Annotated in this window: 18 protein-coding genes; 7 read left to right on the top strand and 11 right to left on the bottom strand. The window is 53.6% G+C overall.

The genetic code is table 11. The features are described 5' to 3' along the window. Positions 1 to 106: 106 nt before the first annotated feature. The 3 genes from ACLJRS_RS19840 (at position 107) to speD (ending at position 2,236) form a co-directional block, all read left to right on the top strand. The gene (locus tag ACLJRS_RS19840) at positions 107 to 454 is read left to right on the top strand and encodes a YacC family pilotin-like protein (RefSeq protein ID WP_000846613.1); all 348 of its coding nucleotides are present in this window, start codon (positions 107 to 109) and stop codon (positions 452 to 454) included. A gap of 106 nt (positions 455 to 560) precedes the next feature. Continuing rightward, a complete protein-coding gene (speE, locus tag ACLJRS_RS19845) occupies positions 561 to 1,421 on the top strand; it encodes a polyamine aminopropyltransferase (protein ID WP_000829968.1) in 861 nt (286 codons plus the stop codon). A 20-nt stretch (positions 1,422 to 1,441) separates the two neighbouring features. Continuing rightward, positions 1,442 to 2,236, top strand: a complete 795-nt coding sequence (gene speD / locus ACLJRS_RS19850) for an adenosylmethionine decarboxylase (protein ID WP_000734276.1) — start codon at positions 1,442 to 1,444, stop codon at positions 2,234 to 2,236. A gap of 29 nt (positions 2,237 to 2,265) precedes the next feature. Here the strand turns inward: speD and ACLJRS_RS19855 are convergent, their stop codons facing one another. The 5 genes from ACLJRS_RS19855 to yacL form a co-directional block, all read right to left on the bottom strand. Further along, entirely contained in the window at positions 2,266 to 3,033 is a 768-nt protein-coding gene (locus ACLJRS_RS19855; RefSeq protein ID WP_000678253.1) for a DeoR/GlpR family DNA-binding transcription regulator, read from the bottom strand. Between the two features lie 9 nt (positions 3,034 to 3,042). Further along, on the bottom strand, positions 3,043 to 4,026 hold the full coding sequence (locus tag ACLJRS_RS19860) for a D-threonate 4-phosphate dehydrogenase (protein ID WP_000448753.1): 984 nt from the start codon (positions 4,024 to 4,026) through the stop codon (positions 3,043 to 3,045). Beyond that, the gene (gene dtnK / locus ACLJRS_RS19865; RefSeq protein WP_000783303.1) at positions 4,016 to 5,287 is read right to left on the bottom strand and encodes a D-threonate kinase; all 1,272 of its coding nucleotides are present in this window, start codon (positions 5,285 to 5,287) and stop codon (positions 4,016 to 4,018) included. Before dtnK ends, ACLJRS_RS19860 begins: the two co-directional genes overlap by 11 nt. After that, positions 5,284 to 6,237: a 2-keto-3-deoxygluconate permease 1 gene (locus ACLJRS_RS19870; RefSeq protein ID WP_001022089.1), complete on the bottom strand. Its 954-nt coding sequence runs from the start codon at positions 6,235 to 6,237 to the stop codon at positions 5,284 to 5,286. Before ACLJRS_RS19870 ends, dtnK begins: the two co-directional genes overlap by 4 nt. Before the next feature lie 234 nt (positions 6,238 to 6,471). Beyond that, positions 6,472 to 6,834 (bottom strand): protein YacL, encoded by a 363-nt coding sequence (gene yacL, locus ACLJRS_RS19875; protein WP_000384308.1) that lies wholly within the window; start codon positions 6,832 to 6,834, stop codon positions 6,472 to 6,474. 270 nt (positions 6,835 to 7,104) lie between these two features. Between yacL and ACLJRS_RS19880 the strand changes: the two genes are divergently transcribed. Further along, positions 7,105 to 7,428, top strand: a complete 324-nt coding sequence (locus ACLJRS_RS19880) for a low molecular weight protein tyrosine phosphatase family protein (RefSeq protein WP_001101536.1) — start codon at positions 7,105 to 7,107, stop codon at positions 7,426 to 7,428. A gap of 410 nt (positions 7,429 to 7,838) precedes the next feature. Beyond that, complete coding sequence (locus ACLJRS_RS19885) at positions 7,839 to 8,303, top strand: membrane protein (protein WP_000110436.1); 465 nt, start codon at positions 7,839 to 7,841, stop codon at positions 8,301 to 8,303. Between the two features lie 39 nt (positions 8,304 to 8,342). On the opposite strand, the gene acnB is transcribed toward ACLJRS_RS19885, so the two are convergent. Continuing rightward, positions 8,343 to 10,940, bottom strand: coding sequence for a bifunctional aconitate hydratase 2/2-methylisocitrate dehydratase (gene acnB, locus ACLJRS_RS19890; protein WP_000888958.1), 2,598 nt, complete (start codon positions 10,938 to 10,940; stop codon positions 8,343 to 8,345). Positions 10,941 to 11,328: 388 nt separating this feature from the next. Here acnB and ACLJRS_RS19895 point away from each other — a divergent pair, with 388 nt between their 5' ends. Continuing rightward, on the top strand, positions 11,329 to 12,954 hold the full coding sequence (locus tag ACLJRS_RS19895; RefSeq protein ID WP_000174520.1) for a DUF3300 domain-containing protein: 1,626 nt from the start codon (positions 11,329 to 11,331) through the stop codon (positions 12,952 to 12,954). A 12-nt stretch (positions 12,955 to 12,966) separates the two neighbouring features. Continuing rightward, entirely contained in the window at positions 12,967 to 13,758 is a 792-nt protein-coding gene (locus ACLJRS_RS19900) for a DUF2950 family protein (RefSeq protein ID WP_000757452.1), read from the top strand. 37 nt (positions 13,759 to 13,795) lie between these two features. Here ACLJRS_RS19900 and ACLJRS_RS19905 read toward each other — a convergent pair whose 3' ends face one another. From ACLJRS_RS19905 to pdhR, 5 genes are all read right to left on the bottom strand, one after another. After that, complete coding sequence (locus ACLJRS_RS19905) at positions 13,796 to 14,080, bottom strand: outer membrane protein (RefSeq protein ID WP_000765363.1); 285 nt, start codon at positions 14,078 to 14,080, stop codon at positions 13,796 to 13,798. Between the two features lie 288 nt (positions 14,081 to 14,368). Further along, a complete protein-coding gene (gene lpdA / locus ACLJRS_RS19910) occupies positions 14,369 to 15,793 on the bottom strand; it encodes a dihydrolipoyl dehydrogenase (protein WP_001519338.1) in 1,425 nt (474 codons plus the stop codon). Positions 15,794 to 15,993: 200 nt separating this feature from the next. Continuing rightward, positions 15,994 to 17,883 (bottom strand): pyruvate dehydrogenase complex dihydrolipoyllysine-residue acetyltransferase, encoded by a 1,890-nt coding sequence (gene aceF, locus ACLJRS_RS19915; protein WP_000963594.1) that lies wholly within the window; start codon positions 17,881 to 17,883, stop codon positions 15,994 to 15,996. 14 nt (positions 17,884 to 17,897) lie between these two features. Next, entirely contained in the window at positions 17,898 to 20,561 is a 2,664-nt protein-coding gene (gene aceE, locus ACLJRS_RS19920; protein WP_000003852.1) for a pyruvate dehydrogenase (acetyl-transferring), homodimeric type, read from the bottom strand. A gap of 159 nt (positions 20,562 to 20,720) precedes the next feature. Further along, on the bottom strand, positions 20,721 to 21,485 hold the full coding sequence (gene pdhR / locus ACLJRS_RS19925) for a pyruvate dehydrogenase complex transcriptional repressor PdhR (protein ID WP_000331771.1): 765 nt from the start codon (positions 21,483 to 21,485) through the stop codon (positions 20,721 to 20,723). Positions 21,486 to 21,994: the final 509 nt, after the last annotated feature.

Below are 21,994 nucleotides of genomic sequence, written 5' to 3' on the forward strand. Positions count from 1 at the left end.
GCAATACAATAAGAATGAAAACACCGCGACCAATCCTGATAATAAAAGTCGTCGCTACGTTCTCAGTATGCTAACGTTGACTTTCCCTGATGCCGTGGTAGAAGCAATGAAGACGTTTTTCAGACCCGTGTTGTTTGGCAGCCTGATGGCCTTATGCGCAAATAGCTATGCGCTTACTGAATCCGAAGCTGAAGATATGGCCGATTTAACGGCGGTTTTCGTTTTTCTGAAAAATGACTGTGGTTACCAAAATTTACCCAACAGTCAGATTCGGCGTGCGCTGGTCTTTTTTGCCCAGCAAAATCAGTGGGACCTGAGTAACTACGACACCTTCGATATGAAATCGTTGGGCGAAGACAGCTACCGCGATCTTAGCGGCATCGGTATTCCGGTCGCTAAAAAATGCAAAGCTTTGGCCCGCGATTCTCTGAGCCTGTTAGCCTACGTTAAATAATCCTCCGTGATCCTATTGCTGAAATAATGACCGTGCATCCACGGTCATTGTTAGCTATGATGTTGCGCCCTTTTTTTACGGGTGTTAACAATGGAGGTATCAGCCAATGGCCGAAAATACGATGTGGCATGAAACGCTACACGACCAGTTTGGTCAGTACTTTGCCGTAGACAACGTTCTGTATCATGAAAAAACCGATCACCAGGATTTAATCATCTTTGAAAACGCCGCTTTTGGCCGCGTGATGGCGCTGGACGGCGTGGTACAGACCACCGAACGCGACGAGTTTATTTATCATGAAATGATGACCCACGTCCCGCTGCTGGCGCACGGTCATGCGAAACACGTTCTGATTATCGGCGGCGGCGACGGCGCAATGCTACGTGAAGTTACCCGGCATAAAAACGTCGAAACCATCACCATGGTAGAGATAGACGCTGGCGTAGTCTCGTTTTGCCGCCAGTATTTACCCAACCACAATGCCGGCAGCTACGACGATCCGCGCTTTACGCTAGTGATCGACGACGGCGTGAATTTCGTCAATCAGACCCATCAGACCTTTGATGTGATCATTTCCGACTGTACCGATCCGATAGGCCCCGGCGAAAGCCTGTTTACCTCCGCCTTTTATGAAGGCTGTAAGCGTTGCCTGAATCCGGGCGGCATTTTTGTTGCCCAGAACGGCGTGTGCTTCCTGCAACAGGATGAAGCGCTCGACAGCCACCGAAAGCTGAGTCATTACTTCAGCGATGTCGGCTTCTACCAGGCGGCGATTCCGACCTATTACGGCGGCATTATGACCTTCGCCTGGGCGACGGACAACGACGCTCTTCGTCACCTGTCGAGCGAAATTATTCAGGCGCGTTTTCATGCCGCCGGCCTCAAATGTCGCTATTACAACCCGGCTATTCATGCCGCTGCATTTGCGCTACCGCAATATCTACATGACGCACTGTCCGCACAGTGACGTTAAGGAGGTGATAAAAATTGAAAAAGCTGAAACTGCATGGCTTTAACAATCTGACGAAAAGCCTGAGTTTTTGTATTTACGATATCTGCTACGCCAAAACCGCAGAAGAGCGCGATGGCTATATCGCCTATATCGATGAACTCTATAACGCCAACCGACTGACCGAGATCCTGTCGGAGACCTGCTCCATTATCGGCGCGAACATCCTGAACATCGCCCGTCAGGATTATGAACCCCAGGGTGCCAGCGTCACGATTCTGGTGAGCGAAGAGCCGATCGACCCGAAACTTATCGATCAAACCGAACATCCCGGCCCGCTGCCGGAAACCGTGGTGGCGCACCTCGATAAGAGCCATATCTGCGTGCATACCTATCCGGAAAGCCATCCGGAAGGCGGGCTATGCACCTTTCGCGCCGACATCGAAGTGTCAACCTGCGGGGTGATTTCACCGCTAAAAGCGCTCAATTACCTGATCCACCAGCTAGAGTCCGATATCGTCACCATCGATTACCGCGTGCGCGGCTTTACACGCGACGTCAACGGTATGAAGCACTTTATCGATCATGAGATTAATTCTATTCAGAATTTTATGTCGGAAGATATGAAGTCGCTGTATGACATGGTGGATGTAAACGTGTATCAGGAAAATATTTTCCATACCAAGATGCTGCTTAAAGAGTTCGATCTTAAGCACTACATGTTTCACACCAAACCGGAAGATCTCACTGAAACCGAACGCCAGGAGATCACCGCCGCGCTGTGGAAAGAGATGCGCGAGATTTACTACGGCCGCAATATTTCTGCGGTCTGATTCACCACTGGCAGCGCCTGACGGCGCTGTCACTCCGGCTGCACCAGCATTAGCGCAAAAGCGCGCCCTTTCAGTTCAACCTGCGCTGACGGCGGCAGATTGACGTCAGTAATCACATCATTAAAGCGCTCAAGCGGCACCACATTAAAGAGCGAATGCGCGCCATACTTACTGCTGTCCGCCAGCAACACTTTGCGCTGCGCATTAGCAATAATCTCCTGTTTAAGCCCGGCCTTATCTTCCGTTGGGGTCGTCACGCCCGTTTTTACCCCCCATGAATTACAGCTCATAAACGCGATGTTCGGGTAAACGCTGCGCAACAGCTTGCGCCCATGCTCACCGATACAGGACTGACTGCTGTCATCGATACGACCGCCGACAATCGTCACTTCAATTTGCCGGAACTCAGCTAAAAACAGCGCAATATGCAGATCGACGGTGATGACCCGCAGCGGAAGATGGGTTAAGCATTTCGCCAGTTCCATCATTGTCGTACCGGCATCCAGCACGACGGCATCGCCAGCATTGACCAGCGATGCGGCAACGCGTGCGATCGCCCGTTTTTCAGCGGGCGATCGCAGTTGTTTTTCATTGGTGGTGGGCTGGGCGGGTTCAAAACGCCGCAGCGCCACGCCGCCATGACTACGGCTGATCACGCCCTGCTCATCCAGCTTGATCAAATCGCGACGGATAGTGGCTGGCGATGCGTCAACCGCCTCAACCAGCTGTTCTACCGTAACCAGCGTATGATTTTTCAGATACGCCACAATGAGATCCAGACGGTGTTGTCCTTTCATAACAGGGAATTATGCCAGTTGCATTGCCAGTTTGATCGATACGGCCATGCTCTCAGATTTTGCTTTTCCCGTCCAGGCGATATCAAATGCGGTGCCATGATCGGCAGAGGTCCGAATAAACGGCAGCCCCGCGGTGATATTCACGCCATCATAAAAGCCAAGCAATTTCAACGGGATATGCCCCTGATCATGATACATCGCCACCACCATATCATACTGTCCCTCATAAGCCTGGAGAAATACAGTATCCGGCGGGCACGGCCCATAAACGTCCATACCTTTTGCGCGGGCATCGGTAATGGCTGGCGTCAGGATACGCGTCTCTTCATCGCCAAACAGGCCATTCTCGCCCGCATGAGGATTCACGCCTGCCACGGCGATACGCGGTTTAACGTAACCCACACGCTTGAGGAAAGTATCAGCAATGCCAATCACCGTTTCGACACGCGCGGTACTTAACGTATCAAGGAATTTACGCAGCGCGATATGCGTTGAAACGTGAATCACTTTTAGTTTATCGGTGTAAAGTACCATCGCGTAATCGCGGCTATGGGTCAGGGTCGCGAGCAGCTCGGTATGGCCCGGATAGTTGTGCCCTGCCAGGTGCAGCGCCTCTTTATTCAGCGGCGCGGTAGCGATAGCCTGTACGTCGCCCCGTAACGCTAACTCGGTGGCGCGCTTCACGCAGCGATACGCTAAATCCCCCGCCTGCGCCTGAACTTTCCCGGCCTCCAGCGCCTCCGGCTGCGCCAGCGGCTCATCAATCACATGAATGATGCCGGGCGCAAAACGCGCTTCGGCGACCCGTTCAATGGCCCGTAACTCGACGTTCGGCGTGATGCCCTTCGCCTGTAAACGTTTCAACGTTGTGAGGCATCCAATAACCACCAGCGGCGCGCCGTTGAGACCGTCTTCGCTTAGCGCTTTAACAATAATTTCCGGCCCAATGCCCGCTGGATCGCCCATGGTAATGGCAACGGTTTTAGTCTCCACAATACATCTCCTCAATATAATAAAGCGCGTCACACAACGTACTGTCTGAACCGAATCCGCCCGCTTTGGTAATGACCGGCAGATCGTCAATTTCGCTGTTTACAAACGTTCCACAGGGAATACAGGGCGCCACCTCGCTCTGAATGCGATAACCTTCAGCGCCAAGCGCGCCGGCGACGGCGGTAGCGATATCGCCGCCGGTCAGAAACAACCCGCCAATCCGCGCCTGCTCGATAATGTTTAACGTGACGACGCCAAGCCGCTGACTCAGTCGCTCGCCCAATTGCTGACGACTCATCGCGGATTTTTCGCACAGCGCGTCGATTAACTGTCGATCTTCTGCGCGACGGCTGGTGCGTAAAATCGTATGTCGATGCTGACTTAACAGCGCGCAGGCCTGCTCTACGACAGACGCGATTTCCTGTTCCGCGCTATCCGACACCATGCGCGCGGCATCGATATCCACGACCTCCGCACGTCCCCGGCACAGCGCATTATCCACCTGACGTCGCGTGGCTTCGCTCATCGAACCGGCCACCACCAGCACCGGCAGCCGCTGCCGGTCTTGCATAAAAAGTTCAACCGGCAACGCATTCGCCAGACCCGCTGCGCCGACGAGCAGCGGCATCGACGGTTGTTCACACGCCGCTTGCGCAATCAACGTCAGGTCCCGCTCTTCCACCGCATCCACGACGATAATCCCTTCGCCCTCAGCCGCATAAGCCGTAAGTAAGGCGCTTAACCCGCCGCGTCGGACATCCTGCAAAAAGACTTCATACACAGGGATCTCACTTTGCAACGCCACTACCTCGGCAATACGGGAAGAGACAATGGGCGTTTTCGGATCGCTGGCAAATTCGGTTTCCAGTAGCGGGACGCCATTAACCAGACATTTTCCTTCAAGCGTCGTGCGTCCGGCCGCAGGGATCGCGGCGGCGATAACGGCCAGTTTTCGCTGACTGGCGCGCATGGCCGCCGTCACTTCGGCGCCGATATTGCCGCGAAATGTGGAGTCGATTTTTTTGTACACCAGCGGCGCTGGCGATGTCTCACACCACGGGGAAAGCGCGGCATAAACGGCAGATGCCGCCTGATCTGCGGGCATCGCCCGGCTTTCGGTGTTAATGACTAACACATCGGCGCGGCGGGACGGTTTTTGCGACGCGCTCAACATAACTTCCGTTCTCGCCCCCTTCTTCGCCAACTGGACGCCGGTATCATTCGATCCGGTAAAATCATCGGCGATAACCATCATTTTCATGCGTTTTTCTCCAAAGAAGCCTGACGCGCCTGTTTTTTCGCAACCCAGGAGGTCAACACTGGCGTCAGGATTGCCGTGGTGATCACCGAGGCGGCAATCAGCGGAGCGGCAGCAGCGGCCACCTCGGCGAGCGAAGGGTCGGCCTGCGCAATAGCCAGCGGCGTCGCAACGGCATTACCCGCGGTGCTGGAGGCCGCCGCCCCGGCAATGCCAGTTCCGCCAACCAGACGATCTGCGCGAATATTAAAGAAACCGCCAACGAACGTTGTCAGCACGCCGAGCAGAATTCCGGCAAGTCCGCCTTGCAGTAACATTTCCAGATTGATGCCCGCCCCCAGCGCAAAAGCAAAGAAAGGAATGAGCAGCGGGCCGCCTTTGGTCAAAAAATCGCGCATATGAGGATCAAGATTGCCGAGGATCATGCCGACAACCAGCGGAACCAGCACCGCCACCAGCGCCATAATGGGAATGTTCGCCATCCCTGCCGCGCCCAGCGCAATCATCGTAAAGAAAGGGCCATCATTAAGAGACAAAATAGAGATAGCGCCGACGTCGCGCTCATTGCCGAATTCGCCTACCAGCGCAGCATAAAGTCCGCCATTCGAATTGCTCATCGCCGCGATAATCGCCACGCCGCTCAGGCCAAAAATACCCTCCGCGCCGAAAAGATGCTCCACGCCCAGGCCAATGCCGATGGCGACAAGCAACTTAGTGAGCGTAATCGTCCCGCCCTGCAATAACGCCTGGGGCGCAGCTTTCACACTGATACCGGCTCCCATACACAGCAGAAAAGCGCCAATTAGCGGCGCCGCGCCGTTTTTAAATAAGGCGGTGGTAAAACCGCCGATCTCAAGCGCCTGCGGGGCGAAGGTGTTAATGACTGCGCCAATAACGAGCGGTACGACCATCATGCCGCCGGGTACGCGCTCTATTGCTTTTTTGATGTTCATGGTCTTACCGCCTGTTGCTTGTTGTGATTGAATAAAATCATAACGATTATATTCAATCAAATTAAGATCACAAACGCGTCAGTTCACAGTTTTAAAATGATTAATAAAAATCAAAAAATCATTCTGCTATAAAAAAGCCGGGATACTCCCGGCTGGAATGTGTGGTGATTTCGTTTCCGCTACCGCCCCCAACTGTCCGTCGACTGGCGTTGTGGGACAATAACGAAGAGAGGGTCAGGCTTTACTGACGAATTCCCGATACGCGGCGACGACCCGCAGAAAATCCTCCATGCCGCACAGGGATAAACTCTCTTCATCGTAATAACTCATCCCCTCTTCCATCTCATCGCCGGAAAAATCCAGCTGATTGGCGCGAATCATCACCTCTTCGCCGTCCATCCAGATCGTGTATTCATGCCCTGCTCGTTGCCAGGAGCGTTCGCTGCCTTTGACCGTACGCGCGGCTTGTTCTACTTCATCCAGTAGCGAGAGGTTGTCTTTAACCTCTTCATTAAACCAGTGACCGACCACCTCGTGGCCCATCGACATTCGTACTTTTACCCCTCCGGTAACGTCGCGCAGAAATTCGTAATCCATAATTGTTTTCCTCTGCCCTGGCAATGCGCCAATACCGCATTGCGCCTTAAGGTAATTATCGCAGCACGGTGAAAGAAAAACAGCGGGGCGCACAAAAGATAAAATAAAAATGCCAAAACAGTTTATTATTCATACAGAAAGTCACTCTAGCGCTTCAATATATCTACACGCACTCCGACAAAGTGCTACGTGCCGCACCGTGGGGTATTAAGTCTCCACGATTCACAAACTCGCCGTTAGCGAAGCGCGATCTGGAAGAGTATTTATTTAATGAATGTGCTTTTCATATGCAGCCGAAATCAATGGCGCAGCCCCACGGCGGAGCAGGTGTTCCGCCGCTATCCTGGCCTTAGCGTCCGTTCCGCCGGCACCAGCCGTAATGCCAAAAAAAGCGTGTCGTGCGGGTTACTTCAGTGGGCTGATGTTATCTGCGTTATGGAGCAGAAACATAAAGACCGGTTGATGGCTGAATATCGTCGTATTATTGAAAATAAGCCCCTGCACGTACTCGATATCCCCGACGATTATCGCTATATGGACCCTGAACTGGTCAGGCAACTGGAAGAGCTGGTGCCGGAAGTGCTGGGGATATAGGCGTTGCCGCAAGGAAATGTCCATCATCCATCACGCTTACATACACTTAATCTCCGTTAAGCGAAAACTCGACGACAAATTTCACATCAGGCAGCGCGCCGTTTAGATGACCTTTTATTATGTGCCGGAAGAGCGCAGTCATTAAAAATGGCTGCCCCTCATCCAGTTATAGCATTACCAGCCCGGTGTCCCTCTGGCGTTTTTTTTCAGAAATCATCAATACCCTGCCACGCCGATGCCTGCTAGTCTTTCAGACGCTTCCTTATCATCCGGGTCGTTGTCATGAAATTGTTGGCTACTTGATAAGCGCTTTTCAACTAAGCTCCAGCAATGGGCGATATCAGCAGAGAAGCCGTAGTGAGTTGTATTTTTTGTCAGACGGTTGAAGGAAAATTCAGGAAGGATACATTATGTCTGTATTTCGACGAATAATTTATCATAGCGGTTGGTTTATTCTGTTTGGGCCGTTAATAGGCGCAGCCATCGCGATAGGTATCATAAACTTTTTACCCGCCATTATTGGCGGACCAGACTCATTTTTGTTGTATTTCTGCAGAACAATACCAGCATTAGTGATTATTACCGGCTGGATATACAGTCTCCTCCCCGCATGGTTAACCGGTGTCGCCTGCGCGCTGATACCCCTGAAATTATATCAAAAAATAATTAACAGGATGATCCTTTGCGCCATTGCAGGTGGTCTGATCACGACGCTGTTTAATTTTGCGCGATATGGTTTTGACATAAGCATACTACCATTAATATATGGTGAAGTATTGATTATGCTTATTCCAGCGATTGTAGCCGGGGCAATAATGGGCGGGGTAATTACGTATTTTCCGGGGCTACGGGAAGTGAAGCGTAATAATAAATAAGAAGCGCCATTCGGGCCCGGAAATCCGGGCCCGTCTCTGTTACACCGCAGTCTGGAAAATCACGCCGTCCGCTTTCTCGGTGTACTGAGAAAGCTGGTCGAAGTTCAGATAACGGTAAGTATCCACCGCCGTCTTATCTACCTGCGCCACAAAGGTCTGGTACTCTTCCGGCGTCGGCAGTTTGCCGATAAGCGCTGCCACCGCCGCCAGCTCCGCAGAAGCCAGGAAGACGTTCGCACCGGTACCTAAACGGTTCGGGAAGTTACGGGTTGAAGTCGAGACGACCGTCGCACCGTCGGCTACACGCGCCTGGTTACCCATACACAGGGAACAGCCTGGGATCTCAATACGCGCACCGCTCTTACCAAACACGCTGTAGTAACCTTCTTCGGTCAGCTGCGCAGCGTCCATACGGGTTGGCGGCGCTACCCACAGGCGGGTTGGCAACTGGCCTTTGTGGCTATCCAGCAGCTTACCAGCCGCGCGGAAGTGGCCGATGTTGGTCATGCAGGAACCGATGAACACTTCGTCGATCTTCTCGCCCTGCACGTCAGACAGCAGACGCGCGTCGTCCGGATCGTTCGGCGCACAGAGGATTGGCTCTTTGATATCCGCCAGATCGATGTCGATCACCGCCGCGTACTCTGCGTCAGCATCGGCTTCCAGCAGTTGCGGATCCGCCAGCCATTTTTCCATGCCCTGGATACGGCGTTCCAGCGTACGACGGTCGCCGTAGCCTTCCGCAATCATCCACTTCAGCAGGACGATGTTGGAGGTCAGGTATTCAATGATCGGCTCTTTGTTCAACTTGATGGTACAACCGGCAGCGGAACGCTCGGCAGAAGCATCGGTCAGCTCAAACGCCTGCTCCACTTTCAGATCCGGCAGACCTTCGATTTCCAGGATGCGGCCAGAGAAGATGTTTTTCTTGCCTTTCTTCTCAACGGTCAGCAGGCCCTGTTTGATGGCGTACAGCGGGATGGCATGGACCAGATCGCGCAGGGTGATGCCCGGCTGCATTTTGCCTTTGAAGCGTACCAGCACGGATTCCGGCATATCCAGCGGCATCACGCCGGTCGCGGCGGCAAACGCCACCAGACCAGAGCCCGCCGGGAAGGAGATACCGATCGGGAAACGGGTATGGGAGTCGCCGCCGGTACCCACGGTATCTGGCAGCAGCATACGGTTCAGCCAGGAGTGAATCACGCCGTCGCCCGGACGCAGAGAGACACCGCCACGGTTCATAATGAAGTCTGGCAGCGTGTGGTGCGTGGTGACGTCAACCGGCTTCGGATAGGCTGCGGTGTGACAGAACGACTGCATGACCAGATCGGCGGAGAATCCCAGACAGGCCAGGTCTTTCAGCTCGTCGCGGGTCATCGGGCCGGTCGTATCCTGAGAACCGACGGAGGTCATTTTCGGTTCGCAGTACGCGCCCGGACGAATGCCTTTCACGCCGCAGGCGCGACCGACCATTTTCTGCGCCAGCGAGAAGCCACGGCTGCTTTCCGCCACGTCTTTTGCCTGACGGAAAACATCAGAGTGCGGCAGACCCAGCGCTTCACGCGCTTTGGTGGTCAGGCCACGGCCGATAATCAGCGGGATACGACCACCGGCACGCACTTCGTCGATCAGCACGTCGGTTTTCAGTTCGAAGGTTGCCAGTAGCTCGCCGGTTTCATGATTGCGCACTTCGCCTTTGTACGGGTAGACGTCAATCACGTCGCCCATATTCAGGTTAGAAACGTCAACTTCGATTGGCAGTGCGCCCGCATCTTCCATAGTGTTAAAGAAGATAGGCGCAATTTTGCCGCCGAGGCACAGGCCGCCGCCGCGCTTGTTCGGCACGTTCGGGATGTCATCGCCCATGAACCACAGCACGGAGTTGGTCGCGGATTTACGGGAAGAACCGGTGCCCACCACGTCGCCCACGTAGGCCAGCGGGTAGCCTTTTTTCTGCAATGCTTCGATTTGTTTGATGGGGCCGACAACGCCTGGCTGATCCGGCTCAATGCCTTCACGGGCGTTTTTCAGCATCGCCTGCGCATGTAACGGGATATCCGGTCTCGACCACGCATCCGGCGCCGGAGAGAGATCGTCGGTATTCGTTTCGCCGGTCACTTTGAAAACGGTGACGGTGATTTTTTCCGCCAGCGGCGGACGGCTCAGGAACCATTCGGCGTCGGCCCAGGATTGCATCACCTGTTTGGCATATTCATTGCCCGCTTTGGCTTTCTCTTCTACGTCGTAGAAGTTATCGAACATCAGCAGGGTGTGAGACAGCGCTTTGGCCGCAATCGGCGCCAGTTTCGCATCGTCCAGCGCGTCAATCAGCGGATGAATGTTGTAACCACCCTGCATGGTGCCCAGCAGTTCAATGGCTTTTTCTGGGGATACCAGCGGGGAGGTGGTGTCGCCTTTCGCGACAGCAGCGAGAAAACCGGCTTTAACATAAGCGGCTTCATCTACGCCAGGAGGAACGCGGTTGATCAACAGGTCTAACAGGAATTCTTCTTCGCCCACAGGCGGGGTCTTCAGCAGCTCGACAAGCGCAGCCATTTGGGTTGCGTCTAAAGGTTTCGGCACAATCCCCTGGGCAGCACGCTCAGCTACGTGCTTACGGTATTCTTCTAGCACGACGATATCTCCTCGCTCTCATTGTCATAATGCGGCGCTTTTGTTGATGGGCGATTCTCTTCACGCTCCTGTGAGACAGTAGTTAGTAGGGTAAATGCCCGGTACCGCATAAGGCACAATAACAGGATTTTCTTTAAGTGTTAATCTGTTTACAAAAAAGCAACATAAAAAAGTGGCTGAATCGTTAAGGATGGTCTAATGCTCTACTGAGACGGGAGCTGCAGCCATAAATGCTTACCTCATTTCGTGCTTTGATCGTCACGTAACGTTACCGATCCCAACATTAGCTAAAAATTAAACTATCGTCCCTTTATACTCACGCGAAACTGCACCCCGTCGGCGGCAGGCATAATGACCATAGCGATTCTCGGGAATCGGGAGAGATAAAATGACGTTGCCCTTTAAACCCCATCTCATTGCCCTTGTGTGCAGTGCCGGGTTATTTGCCGCTTCGGGCGTACTGTATGTTAAAAGCCGCGCTCCCGAAGCGCCCGCGCAGGCGGCAGCTCCCGCCTCTGAGCCAACGCAGACCGCTGTGCCCGCGCCTGTCGCGAAAACGACCTTTACCACTGCGCAAATTGATCAATGGGTCGCGCCTGTCGCGCTTTATCCCGATGCCCTGCTTTCTCAGGTGCTCATGGCCTCCACCTACCCGGCGAACGTGGTTCAGGCCGTCCAGTGGTCGCGAGATAACCCCACGCTGCAGGGCGATGCCGCTATTCAGGCGGTGGCCAGCCAACCGTGGGACCCCAGCGTCAAATCGCTGGTCGCCTTTCCTCAGTTGATGGCGCTTATGGGCGAGAATCCGCAATGGGTGCAAAACCTGGGCGATGCGTTCTTAGCCCAGCCACAGGATGTGATGGATGCGGTGCAAAGGCTGCGTCTGCTCGCTCAACAAACCGGTTCGCTAAAATCCACGCCACAGCAAACCGTCACCAGCGTGCCGAAGTCCAGCGCTTCTACCGCCGTCACGACAACAACCACCACCACATCCGCCAGTACGCCAGCAACACCGTCGACCGTCATCAAAATTGAACCCGCGAATCCGCAGGTGGTGTACGTGCCGAACTATAACCCCGCGACGGTGTATGGCGCCTGGCCCAATACCGCTTATCCGCCGGTGTATTTACCGCCCCCTCCGGGGCAGCAGTTTGCCGATAGTTTTGTTAAAGGTTTTGGTTATAGTCTGGGCGTCGCCACCACCTATGCGTTGTTCAGCAGCATAGACTGGGATGACGACGATCATCACCACCATGACGACGACCATCATGATGATGATTACCATCATGGTGGTAACGGTTATCAACATAATGGCGATAATATCAACATCAATGTCAATAATTTCAACCGGATATCCGGGCAAAACCTGCCGGGCCAAACGATGGGCTGGCAGCATAATCCCGCCTGGCGCAATGGCGTCCCCTATCCGAATAATACCGTTGCGCAACGGTTCCATCCCACCAATGTTAGCGGCGGGTTAAGCGCAACGCAGCAAGCGCCAGTGTCTCGCGACAGTCAGCGCCAGGCGGCCATGACGCAATTCCAACAGCGCAGCCATACATCACCCGCTAACCTGTCAGGCGAGACATCCCGCGATAGACAGCGCAAAGCGGCATCGCAGCAGTTAAATCAAATTGCCCAGCGTAATAATTACCGTGGCTATGACGGAACACAAAACAGCAGTCGTCGCGAGGCGGCGCAGCAGACACTGAATAAATCCACCACGCAGCAGCATCGTTCCGAGCTGAAGGCTAAAGCCCAGCAGCACCCTGTTTCACAACAGCAGAGAGACACCGCCCGCCAGCGTATTGAATCTTCTACGCCGCAACAGCGTCAGGCATTTCGCCAGAATATGCACGCCAATGTGTTTAGCGGGAACGACAGTCGATCGCCGTCATGGCAATCGCAACAGCTACGCGGCCTGGAAAGCCGTCGCGGCAGTCACTTAAACACCGAGCAACGCGCCGCCGCGCGGGAACATTTTTCTGAACATCATGAATTTCATCGCCGTTAACCGGAGCAGATAATGAAAAAGGTTATGTTAAGCGCTCTGTTACTGTCGTTACCCTTGCTGGGCTACGCGCAGGAACGGTTCCCCTCCCCGGAAGCGGCCGCCAGCGCCTTCGCCGCGGCGGTAGCCGGAAAAAACGAAACGCAGCTTACCGCGCTACTGGGCGATGACTGGCGGCAATTTCTGCCGCCGGAAGGTGCCGATCCCGAGGCCGTGGCCCGCTTCAATCGTGACTGGCGCGAAGGCCATCGCATTGTACAGAAAGACAATACGGCGCACCTGAATGTCGGACGAGAAGACTGGCAGCTCCCGGTGCCCATGGTGAAAGAGACTGGCGGCTGGCGCTTTGATATGGCGGCAGCCGGGAATGAGATCCTCACCCGTACTATTGGGCGAAATGAACTTTCTACCTTACAGGCCATGCATGCTTACGTTGATGCGCAGCAGGACTATTACTTACAAAACCATCGCTGGGCGCACAGGATAATCAGTAGCGAAGGCCAAAAAGATGGCCTGTACTGGCCAACCAAAGCAGGCGACGTCCCCAGTCCGTTAGGCCCAAACTTTAGTCCCGCAGCGCCAGACGAGGGTTACCACGGCTACCATTTCCGTATTATCAGCGATAACGACGGTCACGGCGCGGCGCTTCTGGCCTGGCCGATGCATTACGGCGAAACCGGGGTGATGAGTTTTATGGTCAACCAGGACGATCGTATTTATCAGGCGGATTTAGGCAAGGAGACGGAGAGTAAAGTTCAGGCTATCACGCGTTTTGCGCCAGACGCGCAGTGGCAGGTCGCCGAATAACCCGTAAGCGCCTGGCGTTATCGCCAGGCCGTGATCATTAGCCCTGATGCGGCATCAATTCCGGATGGCCTTGTACCGGCGGCTTGTTGCTGGTCAGCGCGGCTTCATCAGCCTGAATGCTGCCGGAATTGGCCGCCCATACGCCTTCATGCGTGTGGGTGATCTGCTGATGCTGCGCATTCAAATCCTCGCCCATTGCCGCAATATGCGTGCTTTCCGTACCGCCGCTGTTAGTCGCCCAGGGGATGACGGGATCGCTGGCAAATGCCATGCCGGAAATCAAGGTCGCAGTTAGCGCTGCTGTTGTCAGAAAAAGTTTCATATATCAAACCTCATAATTAGCTCGCTATTATTTTATAGAGTTACCAATTTCAGGATGATGACAAAGTAAGGAGAGGTATTTCTTATGAAACAATTAGTTGGTCGAAAATGACAGACAAAGGCACTACCGACGGCATAAGCTTTGAAAAACGTACTGCTGCGGAAACGATAAATTTTGCGGTTTCGTTATCCTTCGCCATCATTTGACACATCTGATTTGCCATGCATAAAAAAAGCGGCTGTAAAGCCGCTTTTTTGTATCGGGTGGCGCATTGCCACCTACAGAAGATTATTTCTTCTTCGCTTTCGGGTTCGGCAGGTCGGTAATACTACCTTCGAACACTTCAGCAGCCAGACCGACGGACTCGTGCAGAGTCGGGTGCGCATGAATGGTCAGCGCGATGTCTTCCGCGTCACAGCCCATTTCGATCGCCAGACCGATTTCACCCAGCAGCTCGCCGCCGTTGGTACCGACAATCGCCCCGCCGATCACGCGGTGAGATTCTTTGTCGAAAATCAGTTTGGTCATACCGTCTGCGCAGTCAGAAGCGATAGCACGGCCAGAAGCTGCCCACGGGAAGGTGGCGGTTTCATAGCTGATGCCTTTTTCTTTCGCTTCTTTCTCGGTCAGGCCAACCCATGCCACTTCTGGCTCGGTGTACGCGATAGACGGGATAACTTTCGGATCGAAGTAGTGTTTCTTCCCGGCGATAACTTCAGCGGCAACGTGGCCTTCGTGAACGCCTTTATGCGCCAGCATCGGCTGACCGACGATATCGCCGATAGCGAAGATGTGCGGCACGTTGGTGCGCAGCTGTTTGTCCACGCGGATAAAGCCACGGTCGTCAACTTCCACGCCAGCTTTGCCCGCGTCGAGGTTTTTACCGTTCGGCACACGACCGATCGCTACCAGAACCGCATCATAACGCTGCGCTTCAGCCGGGGCTTTTTTGCCTTCCATCGAAACGTAGATACCGTCTTCTTTCGCTTCAACGGCAGTCACTTTGGTTTCCAGCATCAGGTTGAATTTCTTGCTGATGCGCTTGGTGAAGACTTTAACGATGTCTTTATCAGCCGCCGGGATAACCTGGTCGAACATTTCAACCACGTCAATCTCTGAACCCAGCGCGTGGTATACGGTACCCATTTCCAGACCGATGATACCGCCGCCCATGACCAGCATACGCTTCGGTACTTCTTTCAGTTCCAGAGCGTCGGTAGAATCCCATACGCGCGGGTCTTCATGCGGAATAAACGGTAATTGGATCGGACGAGAACCTGCCGCGATGATCGCGTTGTCGAAGTTGATCACGGTTTTGCCGTTTTCGCCTTCAACTTCCAGGGTGTTCGCCCCGGTGAATTTACCCAGACCGTTGACCACTTTCACCTTACGGCCTTTGGCCATACCCGCCAGACCGCCGGTCAGCTGCGTGATCACTTTCTCTTTCCAGGTACGAATCTTGTCGATATCGGTTTTCGGCTCACCGAAGACGATACCGTGTTCAGCCAGCGCTTTGGCTTCTTCGATAACTTTTGCTACGTGCAGCAGCGCTTTAGAAGGGATACAGCCGACGTTCAGACAAACACCGCCAAGGGTGTTGTAGCGTTCTACAATTACGGTTTCCAGACCTAAATCAGCGCAACGGAAAGCGGCAGAATAGCCTGCCGGGCCCGCCCCAAGTACCACGACCTGAGTTTTGATTTCAGTACTCATCATGACCTCTTTATTTGTATCCGGCGGTCCGGGGTACTTGATCGCCCATCATCCACCGGGTCGTTCTATCCGCCCGTATCTTACAAAATTGTTAACAATTTTGAAACAACAAACGGATCACGAATTATCGCTTTCGCTAATAACCTCACAAACTCCATGAGATTATCAAAAAAAAGCCGGCCGTCGGGCCGGCTTTTTCATTACATCACCAGACGGCGAATGTCAGACAACATATTGTTGATAATGGTAATGAAACGCGCACCATCAGCACCATCGATCACACGGTGGTCGAAGGAAAGAGAGATAGGCATCATCAGACGCGGCACAAACTCTTTCCCATTCCACACCGGTTCCATCGCCGACTTAGAAACGCCGAGGATAGCCACTTCCGGCGCGTTAACAATCGGCGCGAAGTGGGTAGTTCCCAGACCGCCGATGCTGGAGATAGTGAAGCAACCACCCTGCATTTCGCCAGCGGTCAGCTTACCATCACGCGCTTTTTTGGAGATGGTGGTCAGTTCACGAGACAGCTCGGTCACGCTCTTCTTATTCACGTCTTTAAAGACCGGAACCACCAGGCCATTCGGGGTATCAACCGCCACGCCGATGTTGATGTATTTTTTCAGGGTCAGACGCTGACCGTCTTCGGACAGAGAGCTGTTGAAGCGCGGCATCTGTTCCAGAGCAGCGGCAACCGCTTTCATGATGAAGACCACTGGCGTGTATTTCACATCCAGTTTGCGCTTCTCAGCTTCGGCGTTCTGCTGTTTACGGAACGCTTCCAGATCGGTGATATCGGTTTTGTCGAAGTGCGTAACGTGCGGGATCATCACCCAGTTACGGCTCAGGTTCGCGCCAGAGATTTTCTGGATACGGCCCAGTTCCACTTCTTCAACTTCACCAAACTTGCTGAAGTCCACTTTCGGCCACGGCAGCATACCCGGGATACCGCCGCCCGCAGCAGCCGGCGCAGCTTCCGCGCGTTTGATAGCGTCTTTCACGTAAGCCTGAACGTCTTCGCGCAGAATACGGCCTTTACGACCAGTGCCTTTCACTTTCGCCAGGTTGACGCCAAACTCGCGCGCCAGACGGCGAATCAGTGGGGTAGCGTGAACGTAAGCGTCGTTTTCAGCGAACTCAGATTTGCCTTCGGCTTTGGCAGCCGGGGCAGCAGGCTTCTCAGCTTTCGCCGCCGGAGCCGGTGCCGCCGCTTCCTGTTTAGCCGGAGCGGCCGCAGGCGCTGCGCCTTCTACTTCGAAGACCATAATCAGAGAACCGGTTTTCACTTTATCGCCGGTGCTGATTTTGATTTCTTTCACGGTGCCCGCGAACGGCGCAGGCACTTCCATGGAGGCTTTGTCGCCTTCGACGGTGATCAGCGACTGTTCAGCGGCAACTTTATCGCCGACTTTGACCATCACTTCGGTGACTTCAACTTCGTCACCGCCGATGTCCGGTACGTTAACGTCTTTCACGCCCGTCGCTGCTGCTGGAGCAGCCGCAGCCGGAGCGGCTTCCGCTTTCGCTGGTGCTGCTGCGCCTGCTTCACCCGCCACTTCGAAGACCATAATCAGAGAGCCGGTAGAGACTTTGTCGCCGGTGTTCACTTTGATCTCTTTCACGGTGCCTGCAAACGGAGCAGGAACTTCCATAGAGGCCTTGTCGCCTTCGACGGTGATCAGCGACTGTTCAGCTTCTACGGTGTCGCCCACTTTCACCATCACTTCAGTCACTTCAACTTCGTCACTGCCGATATCCGGAACGTGAACGTCTTTCGCCGCTGCCGCAGCAGGTGCTGCTGCCGGAGCCGCTTCTTTCTTCTCTTCTGCCTTAGCAGGTGCAGCGTCAGCTGCACCGTCGGCGGAATCGAAAATCATGATAAGTGCACCAGTCTCGGTTTTGTCGCCGACAGAGACTTTGATCTCTTTCACGACGCCAGCCTGCGGAGACGGGACTTCCATAGAGGCTTTGTCGCCTTCTACGGTGATCAGCGACTGTTCAGCTTCCACTTTGTCGCCCACTTTGACCAGAATCTCGGTGATTTCAACTTCATCTGTCCCGATGTCCGGTACTTTGATTTCGATAGCCATTATTCTTTTACCTCTTACGCCAGACGCGGGTTAACTTTATCTGCATCGATGTTGAATTTGGTAATCGCATCCGCTACCACTTTCTTGTCGATTTCGCCACGTTTAGCCAGTTCGCCCAGCGCTGCGACAACCACATAAGAAGCATCAACTTCGAAGTGGTGACGCAGGTTCTCACGGCTGTCGGAACGACCGAAGCCATCTGTACCCAGTACGCGATAGTCGTCAGCCGGTACGTAAGTACGAACCTGCTCGGCGAACAGTTTCATATAGTCAGTAGATGCTACAGCCGGAGCGTCGTTCATCACCTGAGCGATGTACGGAACGCGCGGGGTTTCCAGCGGGTGCAGCATGTTCCAGCGTTCACAATCCTGACCATCACGCGCCAGTTCGGTGAAGGAGGTCACGCTATATACGTCAGAACCTACGCCGTAATCTTTCGCCAGGATCTGTGCTGCTTCACGCACGTGACGCAGGATAGAACCGGAGCCCAGCAGCTGAACTTTACCTTTGCTACCTTCGAGGGTTTCGAGTTTGTAGATACCTTTACGGATACCTTCCTCGGCACCTGCTGGCATGGCCGGCATGTGGTAGTTTTCGTTCAGCGTGGTGATGTAGTAGTAAACGTTCTCTTGTTTCTCACCGTACATACGCTCCAGACCATCATGCATGATGACAGCCACTTCGTAAGCGTAAGCCGGGTCGTAAGAGATACAGTTCGGGATAGTCAGCGACTGAATGTGGCTGTGACCATCTTCGTGCTGCAGACCTTCGCCGTTCAGCGTAGTACGACCGGAAGTCCCGCCGATCAGGAAGCCGCGAGCCTGCTGGTCGCCAGCCTGCCAGCACAGGTCGCCGATACGCTGGAACCCGAACATAGAGTAGTAGATGTAGAACGGGATCATCGGCAGATCGTTGGTGCTGTAAGAGGTCGCCGCAGCCAGCCAGGATGCGCCTGCGCCCAGCTCGTTGATACCTTCCTGCAGAATCTGGCCTTTCTCGTCTTCTTTGTAGTAAGCAACCTGCTCACGGTCCTGCGGGGTGTACTGCTGGCCGTTCGGGCTGTAGATACCAATCTGACGGAACAGACCTTCCATACCGAAAGTACGCGCTTCGTCGGCGATGATCGGAACCAGACGATCTTTGATCGACTTGTTCTTCAGCATCACGTTCAGGGCACGCACGAAAGCGATCGTAGTGGAAATCTCTTTACTTTGCTCTTCCAGCAGCGCGCCGAAATCTGAAAGTTGAGGCAGCTCTAACTTCTCGGTGAAGTTCGGCTGACGGCTTGGCAGGTAGCCGTGCAGCGCCTGACGGCGTTCATGCAGGTATTTGTGTTCTTCAGAACCTTCCGGGAAGGTAATGTACGGCAGTTTTTCGAGATCAGCATCGGCAACCGGCACGTTGAAACGATCGCGGACGTAACGCACGCCGTCCATGTTCATTTTCTTAACCTGGTGAGCGATGTTTTTACCTTCCGCGGTGTCACCCATGCCGTAACCTTTAATGGTATGGGCCAGGATTACGGTCGCTTTGCCTTTGGTTTCCTGCGCTTTTTTCAGTGCTGCGTAGACTTTCTTCGGATCGTGACCACCACGGTTCAGCGCCCAAATCTGCTCGTCAGTCCAGTCGGCCACCAGGGCTGCGGTTTCCGGATATTTACCGAAGAAGTGCTCACGCACGTAAGCGCCGTCTTTGGATTTGAAGGTCTGGTAGTCGCCGTCAACGGTTTCGTTCATCAGCTGGATCAGTTTACCGCTGGTGTCTTTACGCAGCAGTTCATCCCAACGACCGCCCCACATGACTTTAATAACGTTCCAGCCAGCACCTGCAAAGATGCCTTCCAGTTCGTTAACAATCTTGCCGTTACCGGTGACCGGGCCGTCAAGACGCTGCAGGTTACAGTTGATAACAAAAACCAGGTTGTCCAGTTTTTCACGGGTGGCGATGGTGATCGCGCCTTTGGATTCCGGCTCATCCATCTCGCCGTCGCCGAGGAAGGCGTAAACGGTCTGTTTAGAGGTATCTTTCAGGCCACGGTGTTCCAGATATTTCAGGAATTTCGCCTGGTAGATAGCACCGATTGGGCCCAGCCCCATAGAGACGGTCGGGAACTGCCAGAATTCCGGCATCAGTTTCGGGTGCGGATAGGAAGAGAGGCCATTGCCGTGAACTTCCTGACGGAAGTTATCCATCTGTTCCTGGGTCAGACGACCTTCCAGGAACGCGCGAGCGTAGATGCCCGGAGAGATGTGGCCCTGGAAGTACACCAGGTCGCCGCCATCCTGTTCGTTGCGCGCACGGAAGAAATGGTTAAAACAGACATCATAGATCGTGGCGGAAGACTGGAAGGACGCCATGTGGCCGCCCAACTCAAGGTCTTTTTTAGACGCGCGCAGCACGGTCATGATGGCGTTCCAGCGGATCGCAGAACGAATGCGACGTTCCAGCTCCAGATTACCCGGGTATTCCGGTTCGTCTTCAACGGCAATAGTGTTGATGTAATTACTGGCCCCTGCGCCTGCCGCGACTTTCACGCCGCCTTTACGAGCTTCAGAAAGCAGTTGGTCAATCAGATACTGAGCGCGCTCAACACCTTCTTCACGGATGACCGATTCGATCGCCTGTAGCCAGTCGCGAGTTTCGATCGGATCCACGTCATTTTGGAAACGTTCTGACATGGGGGTATTCCTTATCTATCTAATACGTTGAGTTATCTGGAACCTGTCCCATTAAACTTTCGTCAGAAAGCTTAATAAGACAGGTTCTGCGTTTAGTTGCCGCGCACATTTTTGCGCGTTATTCACAACATCTTCTGGTTAACGTTCTGCCAGAAAAAACTAATTCTTGCGCTGTTCCAGGCGGCGTAAAGCGCGTTCACGACGGCTCTCCTCACGGCTTCTGTCCAGCATAATCTCTTCGATAAACGCCAGATGTCGGTGTGACGCTTCACGCGCTTCTTCTGGTTTTCCGGCCATAATGGCTTCAAATATACGGGTGCGATGCGTACTCACCAGCGGCAGCATCTCCCGACGCGCATACAGCAATTCGAAGTTCTGCCGCACGTTTTGCGCCAGCATCGGCTCCATACACCTTAGCAGATGAAGCAATACCACGTTGTGCGCCGCTTCGGTGACGGCGATTTGATACTGGAGCACGGCTTCGGACTCGGCATCCAGATCGCCGGACTCTTGCGCCAGCTCAATAGCATGGTGCAGCTCGCGAATACGGTCTTTATCTTCATCGGTGCTGCGCAGCGCCGCGTAATAAGCCGCAATGCCTTCCAGAGCATGGCGCGTTTCGAGCAGGTCAAACTGGGATTCAGGGTGATCGGAGAGCAGTTCCACCAGCGGGTCGCTAAAGCTCTGCCACAGGCTGCTCTGCACGAAGGTTCCGCCGCCCTGACGACGAAGCAACAATCCCTTCGCTTCGAGACGTTGAATCGCCTCGCGCAAGGAGGGACGGGAGACGTCGAACTGTTTTGCCAGTTCACGTTCCGGTGGGAGTTTTTCTCCGGGACGCAATGTTCCCTCAAGGATTAAAAACTCCAGCTGCTGCTCGATCACATCGGAGAGTTTTGGTTGGCGGATTTTGCTGTAGGCCATGATTTCCTGTCTTAAGCCATTTGCCCGGAGTCAATTGGTCTTACCAATTTCATGTCTGTGACGCTAAAGTAACAAAGTATTCACCTTCTGTCCATACAGGTTTTGATTGAAATCAGTAAAGGAGGCACATTTTAACAATTTTACAGAAATCATGTTTCAAAACTGTAACTGTGCACAAATGTTAAATTTACCCACCTGGAGGTAGATTTAACGTATTTGAAACGATAAAAAATCTCATCTGAACCGATTCAACAGTAGATTAAATGCATTTTTATGCATAAATAATGAATAAAAACAAATTAACATCTGTAAGGGAAAATAAAAGGAGGTATTTACAAGTGCTTTCTTTTTACGCAACTCGTCATCACCCCTGCACAAAGCAGGTGCATTCGCGGCCACATACCATTATTCTGATCAAGACGAAAGAGTTGAAGTGACATTTTAAAAAACGAGCTTGTAAATAAATCAATACAAAAAGCGGAATTGCAAACTTACACACGCACTACTGC

This window comes from Salmonella sp. SAL00670 (assembly GCF_046552235.1).
GTDB lineage: Bacteria > Pseudomonadota > Gammaproteobacteria > Enterobacterales > Enterobacteriaceae > Salmonella > Salmonella enterica.

Bases quoted from the DNA above. Each gene is read 5' to 3' on its own strand.
- ACLJRS_RS19880 (WP_001101536.1), top strand. From the start codon at position 7,105: ATGAATGTGCTTTTCATATGCAGCCGAAATCAATGGCGCAGCCCCACG.
- ACLJRS_RS19870 (WP_001022089.1), bottom strand. From the start codon at position 6,237: ATGAACATCAAAAAAGCAATAGAGCGCGTACCCGGCGGCATGATGGTC.
- ACLJRS_RS19855 (WP_000678253.1), bottom strand. From the start codon at position 3,033: ATGAAAGGACAACACCGTCTGGATCTCATTGTGGCGTATCTGAAAAAT.
- yacL (WP_000384308.1), bottom strand. From the start codon at position 6,834: ATGGATTACGAATTTCTGCGCGACGTTACCGGAGGGGTAAAAGTACGA.
- ACLJRS_RS19885 (WP_000110436.1), top strand. From the start codon at position 7,839: ATGTCTGTATTTCGACGAATAATTTATCATAGCGGTTGGTTTATTCTG.
- aceF (WP_000963594.1), bottom strand. From the start codon at position 17,883: ATGGCTATCGAAATCAAAGTACCGGACATCGGGACAGATGAAGTTGAA.
- ACLJRS_RS19905 (WP_000765363.1), bottom strand. From the start codon at position 14,080: ATGAAACTTTTTCTGACAACAGCAGCGCTAACTGCGACCTTGATTTCC.
- ACLJRS_RS19900 (WP_000757452.1), top strand. From the start codon at position 12,967: ATGAAAAAGGTTATGTTAAGCGCTCTGTTACTGTCGTTACCCTTGCTG.
- ACLJRS_RS19840 (WP_000846613.1), top strand. From the start codon at position 107: ATGAAGACGTTTTTCAGACCCGTGTTGTTTGGCAGCCTGATGGCCTTA.
- pdhR (WP_000331771.1), bottom strand. From the start codon at position 21,485: ATGGCCTACAGCAAAATCCGCCAACCAAAACTCTCCGATGTGATCGAG.
- speE (WP_000829968.1), top strand. From the start codon at position 561: ATGGCCGAAAATACGATGTGGCATGAAACGCTACACGACCAGTTTGGT.
- aceE (WP_000003852.1), bottom strand. From the start codon at position 20,561: ATGTCAGAACGTTTCCAAAATGACGTGGATCCGATCGAAACTCGCGAC.
- lpdA (WP_001519338.1), bottom strand. From the start codon at position 15,793: ATGAGTACTGAAATCAAAACTCAGGTCGTGGTACTTGGGGCGGGCCCG.
- ACLJRS_RS19895 (WP_000174520.1), top strand. From the start codon at position 11,329: ATGACGTTGCCCTTTAAACCCCATCTCATTGCCCTTGTGTGCAGTGCC.
- dtnK (WP_000783303.1), bottom strand. From the start codon at position 5,287: ATGAAAATGATGGTTATCGCCGATGATTTTACCGGATCGAATGATACC.